The following is a 5,538-nucleotide window of genomic DNA, read 5'->3' as shown; positions in this document are numbered from 1 at the left end:
TTCCCGGCAAAACTGTATCCACCCGCAGTGACAGAAAGCCGTCACTGCGCACCCCCGGTCAAGCACCGCTCTCCCGCCGTACACGATCGTATGGAGGCCGCCGCCCAGGGCGACGGCCCCATCTTCACCGCGGTGCTTCCAAGCGCCACACCCCCTACCGATTGGAACGACCATGTCCGACGAGCACCACCTGACACGCAGGCGACTGATGCAGATCGGAACGGCCGGAGCCGGCGCTTTGCTGTTACCGCTGCAGTGGACGGCGGCCGCGCGGGCCGCCTCGGCGCCCCCTCCAGCGGTGAGCGCGGCCAACGACCTGGCGCTGTGGTACGACGAGAGCGCCGGCACCGACTGGCTTCGCGCGCTCCCGATCGGCAACGGCCGCCTGGGCGCCATGGTGTTCGGCAACGTCGACACCGAGCGGCTGCAGCTCAACGAGGACACCGTCTGGGCCGGTGGGCCCTACGACCAGAGCAACACCAGGGGCGCGGCGGCGCTGGGCCAGATCCGGCAGCTGGTCTTCCAGAACCAGTGGAGTCAGGCCCAGACCCTGATCGACCAGAACATGCTCGGCAGCCCCGCGGGCCAGTTGGCCTACCAGACCGTCGGCAACCTGCGGCTCGCGTTCGGCAACACTTCCGGGGTCTCGGAGTACAACCGCTACCTGGACCTGACCACGGCCACCACGACGGTGTCGTACCTGCAAAACGGCGTGCGCCACCAGCGCGAGACGTTCGCGAGCGCGCCGGACCAGGTGATCGTCATGCGCCTGACCGCTGACAGGGCCGGCTCGATCTCGTTCTCCGCGACGTTCGACAGCCCCCAGCAGACGACGCGATCGAGCCCGGACGGCGCGACGGTGGCGCTCGACGGCGTCTCGGGCAGCATGGAGGGCAAGACCGGCGCGGTCCGGTTCCTGGGCCTGGCCCGGGCCGTCGTCGAAGGCGGCAGTGTCAGCAGTTCCGGCGGCACGTTGCAGGTGACGTCCGCGAACAGCGTGACGGTGCTGATCTCCATCGGCTCCAGCTACCGCAACTTCCGCGACGTCAGCGGCGACTACCAGGGCATCGCGCGCCAGCATCTCAACGCCGCCGCCGCCAGGAGCCACACCGACCTGCGCGCCCGGCACGTCGCCGACTACCAACGGCTGTTCGGGCGCACAACGCTCGATCTTGGCCGCACCGCAGCGGCCGACCAGCCGACCGACGTGCGGATCGCGCAGCACGCGAGCGTCAACGACCCGCAGTTCTCGGTGCTGCTGTTCCAGTACGGCCGGTACCTGCTGATCTCCTCCTCCCGGCCCGGCACCCAGCCGGCCAACCTGCAGGGCATCTGGAACGACTCGCTGGCACCGGCCTGGGACTCGAAGTACACCATCAACGCCAACCTGCCGATGAACTACTGGCCAGCCGACACGACGAACCTGTCGGAGTGCTTCGAGCCGGTGTTCGCAATGATCAACGATCTGGCGGTCAGCGGCGCCCGCACGGCCCAGGTCCAGTACAACGCCGGCGGCTGGGTGGCCCACCACAACACCGACGCGTGGCGGGCCAGCTCCGTCGTCGACGGCGCGCTGTGGGGCATGTGGCAGACCGGTGGCGCGTGGCTGGCCACCCTGATCTGGGAGCACTACACCTTCACCGGCGACATCGAGTTCCTGCGGCAGTACTACCCGGCGATGAAGGGCGCCGCGCAGTTCTTCCTCGATACCCTCGTGCAGGAACCGAGCCTCGGGTATCTGGTCACGAACCCGTCGAACTCCCCGGAGCTGGCCCACCACAGCGGCGTCAGCGTCTGCGCCGGCCCCACGATGGACAACCAGATCCTGCGCGACCTGTTCGACGGCTGCGCCAAGGCCGGCCAGGCGCTCGGCGTCGACGCCGACTTGCGGACGCGGGTCCTGGCCGCCCGGGACCGGCTCCCGCCGATGAAGGTCGGCTCGCGCGGCAACATCCAGGAGTGGCTGTACGACTGGATCGAGACCGAGCCCACCCACCGGCACATTTCCCACCTGTACGGCCTGCACCCCAGCAACCAGATCAGCAAGCGCGGCACCCCGGCCTTGTACAACGCCGCGCGGCGGACCCTCGAACTACGCGGCGACGACGGGACCGGCTGGTCGCTCGCCTGGAAGATCAACTATTGGGCGCGGATGGAGGAGGGCGCCCGCGCGCACACCCTGATCCGTTTCCTGGTGACGACGGCCCGGCTCGCGCCGAACATGTTCGACCTGCATCCCCCGTTCCAGATCGACGGCAACTTCGGCGCCACCTCCGGTATCGCGGAGATGCTCCTGCAGAGCCACAACGGCGAGCTGCACGTGCTCCCGGCGCTGCCGTCCGCCTGGCCGGCCGGGAAGGTGCGGGGCCTGCGGGGGCGTGGCGGCTACACCGTGGACGCGACGTGGAGCTCCAGCGCGGCCACCGAGATCCTCGTCAGGTTCGACCGCGACGGGATCGTCAACGTCCGCAACCGGATCTTCACCGGTACCCACCAGGTGGTCGACACCACCGGCGGCGCCGCCGTCACCGTCACCAAACCCGAGTCCGACGTCATCGCGCTGACCGGCCAGGCGGGCCGTACGTACCGCCTGACCGGGACCGGCGCGCCACAGCCCACCTATGCGCGGATCGCCAACGGGACCACCGGCCTGGTCCTGGACAGCGGCGGCAACGTCGCCTCCGGGTCGAACCTCAAGCAGTGGAACTACGACGGCAGCGCCAACCTGCAGTGGCAGCTCGTCGACCTGGGCAGCGGCTGGTACCGCGTCGTCAACCGCGCCAACGGCATGGTCATCGACAGCTGGGGCAACACCGCCAACGGCGCCGTCGCCCGGCAGGCGGCCTGGGGCGGCGGCAACAACCAGCAATGGCGCCTCAACGACGTGGGCAACGGCCGCTACCAGATCGTCAACCGCGGCACCGGCACGGCCCTGGACGGCATGGGCAACGGCACCGCCGGCTCCACCGTGGCCATGTGGACAACGAACGACAACACCAACAACCAGTGGACCATCACGGGTGTGTGACGGTCGGCGAACGGCGGCGTTCGACAAGAACATTTCAAGAATGAACCGAGGTGAATCGAGAGGCCGATGACAGCGCTCCAGGCGTCCTCCAGCGATCGGGCTTTTCGCCAGGAACGGGCCGCACGCTCTCCGGTCCCGGCCGTCGCGGGCGCTTTTCCTTTGAGCGGCGGATCGCTGGCGGAGGCGAGCGCCCGACGGCCGTCTGTCCCACGACGGCGGCGGTGACCGGCGGGCCGTGACCCGCGATTCATGGGCCGCGTGTCCGACGGACGAGGCCGAGGTGGTGTGCGGAGACTTCGAGCGGTCGCGGACCTGGCCGGACACGCTGGACCGAGTCGAGCGTGTCCGCCTGGCCCTCCTCACCGCGCGCGCCGATGGCCCCCGAGGCCGGCTCGGCGCGCGCGTCGTGAGGATCAGGACCGTCGGCGGCTGCCCTTGACCGCGACGACGTCGATCTCCACGAGGATTCCGCCGAGGCTGGATCCGGCGGTCGTGCGGGCCGGGCGCGGTTCGTCGAAGAACTCGCGGTAGGCCGTGTCGAAGCCGTCCCAGTCGTTGTCGATGTCGGCCAGGTGCGCGGTCACCTTGACGACGTCCTGCAGGTCCGAGCCCGCGGCCTGCAGCGCGGCCGCGACGTTGCGCAGCGTCTGGCGGGTCTGCTCGGCGACGTCGTCACCGACGATCATCCGGGTCACCGGGTCGACCGGCCCGAAGCCCGCGGTGTGGACGAGATCTCCGACGACGACCGCCTGGGAGTAGGCGCCTCGCGGGGGCGGAGCCTGGTCGGTGTGGATACCCACCTTCATATGATCTGTCATGCCTGATTCCTCTCGATGGCCGATGCCGACTCCGAAGGTCGACCTGGTATCGCCGTCGGATGACCGGACCGGTTTTCCCGGCAAGGGTCGTGTCGCGGGTCCCTAAAGCACCAGGGAGAGCGCGCCCTGGAAACCGGTGCCGCCCGATCTGGGGGTGCTGGACCAGCGGTTGCCCGAGGTGGCGCCGTTGTTGGCGTAGATCGACAGTCCGCCGGAGGCGTCGCCGACCACCAGGTCCGGCCCGGAGCCCCCGGTCACGTGGCCCAGGCCGAGCGACCGCGTTCCGGTCCAGTTGCCCGGAACCACGATCGGATCGGTTGACGCGCCGGTCGGGAAGACCCACAGGGACCCGTCGTTCTCCAGGTCGACAAGATCGGCGATGCCGTCGCGGTCCACGTCACCCAGGGCGAGCCGGGTGGCCGTCTGCCAGTTGCTGCCGACCCACGCGCGCGGCATCCACGGGAAGGCGGTGGTGGATCCGTTGCCGGGGTAGGCGTACATGTCGCCGGCGTTGTCGCGGCCGACGAGGTCGGCGCGCCCGTCGCCGGTGACGTCCCCGGCCATCAGGTGGTTGAAGATGTTCCAGCCGGTTCCGCCGAAGTAGCGGTCGGTCCAGCGCAGGCCGGTCGTGGACCCGTTGTTGAGGTAGATCCACAGGGTGCCGTTGGACAGGCGTTTGTCGACCGCGAGCACGTCCTGAAGGCGGTCGCCGTTGACGTCTGCGAGGAGGATCTGCGAGGCGAAGCCCCAGTCGGTGCCGGCACTGACCCTGTCGGGCCAGGGATTGCCGGTGGCCGCCTTGGTGTTCGGCAGGAGCCAGAGGTCGCCACTGCGGGCGACATGGGCGACCAGGTCGGGCTTGCCGTCACCGGTCACGTCGCCGGTCACGACGTCGAGCGCGTACTCGAAGCCGGTGCCCGCGGCGAAGCGGGTCGTCGCCGACCACATCGAGCCCGCCGTGGCGCTCTGCCAGGGGTGAATCCACAGGGCGCCGGAGGGGTCCCGCGAGATCACGTCCGGATGCCCGTCGCCGGTGACGTCGTCCATGGACAGCCGGTCGGCGCTGCTCCAGCCGCCGGTGCTCCCGTACACGATCGAGGTCCAGAAGTTCGACGTGGTCGACCCGTTGTGCGGGTAGACCAGGAGGGCTCCGGTGGTGTCGCGGGCGACGATTTCGGGTTTGCCGTCGCCGGTGACGTCGTCGAGCATCATCATCTGGGCGAGGTTCCACCCGTTGCCCGACCAGATCGGAGACTGGGTCCATGGGTTGGAGGTGACCGAGCCGTTGTTCGGGTAAACGTAGAGGGTTCCGCTGCTTTCGGTGGGGTTGCGCGCCAGCAGATCGGGTTTGCCGTCACCGGTGACGTCGCCGACGAGGATCCGGTCGACGATGTTCCATCCGGTGCCGGCGGCGAAACGGCTGGGCCACGGGTTCGCCGAGCCGGAGCCGTCGTTGGGGTAGATGTACAGCGTGCCGTTGTTCGCCGAAGGGTCGCGCACGACGACGTCGGCGCGGTTGTCGCCGGTGACGTCGGCGACGATCAGGGTGTCGGCGAACTCCCACTGCGGCGGCGTCGCAGTGTAGGTCGTCTCCCACGGATTGGAGGTGGTGGCCCCGTTGCCGGTGTAGACGCGCAGCGCTCCGGCGTCGGCGCCGGACAGTTGGGCGACCAGGTCGGCCCGGCCGTCGCC

At 69.6% G+C, this 5,538-nt stretch carries 3 protein-coding genes; 1 reads left to right on the top strand and 2 read right to left on the bottom strand.

Annotation, left to right across the window (positions count from 1 at the left end):
* Nucleotides 1-172: 172 nt before the first annotated feature.
* Complete coding sequence (locus ABZ260_RS45380) at nucleotides 173-3,028, top strand: glycoside hydrolase N-terminal domain-containing protein (protein WP_355630545.1); 2,856 nt, start codon at nucleotides 173-175, stop codon at nucleotides 3,026-3,028.
* 413 nt (nucleotides 3,029-3,441) lie between these two features.
* Here the strand turns inward: ABZ260_RS45380 and ABZ260_RS45375 are convergent, their stop codons facing one another.
* The gene (locus tag ABZ260_RS45375) at nucleotides 3,442-3,846 is read right to left on the bottom strand and encodes a Rid family hydrolase (RefSeq protein WP_355630542.1); all 405 of its coding nucleotides are present in this window, start codon (nucleotides 3,844-3,846) and stop codon (nucleotides 3,442-3,444) included.
* A gap of 102 nt (nucleotides 3,847-3,948) precedes the next feature.
* Nucleotides 3,949-5,538: VCBS repeat-containing protein (locus tag ABZ260_RS45370; RefSeq protein WP_355630540.1), on the bottom strand; the 1,590-nt coding region annotated here is incomplete at its 5' end.

Origin of the sequence: Streptosporangium sp. NPDC006013, from assembly GCF_040614275.1 — a bacterium.
In the GTDB taxonomy this organism is placed as follows: domain Bacteria; phylum Actinomycetota; class Actinomycetes; order Streptosporangiales; family Streptosporangiaceae; genus Streptosporangium.
This window is presented reverse-complemented; position numbering and strand designations above follow the sequence as displayed.

Excerpts from the sequence above, each read along its gene's own strand:
- ABZ260_RS45380 (WP_355630545.1), top strand. The coding sequence starts at position 173 with ATGTCCGACGAGCACCACCTGACACGCAGGCGACTGATGCAGATCGGA.
- ABZ260_RS45375 (WP_355630542.1), bottom strand. The coding sequence starts at position 3,846 with ATGACAGATCATATGAAGGTGGGTATCCACACCGACCAGGCTCCGCCC.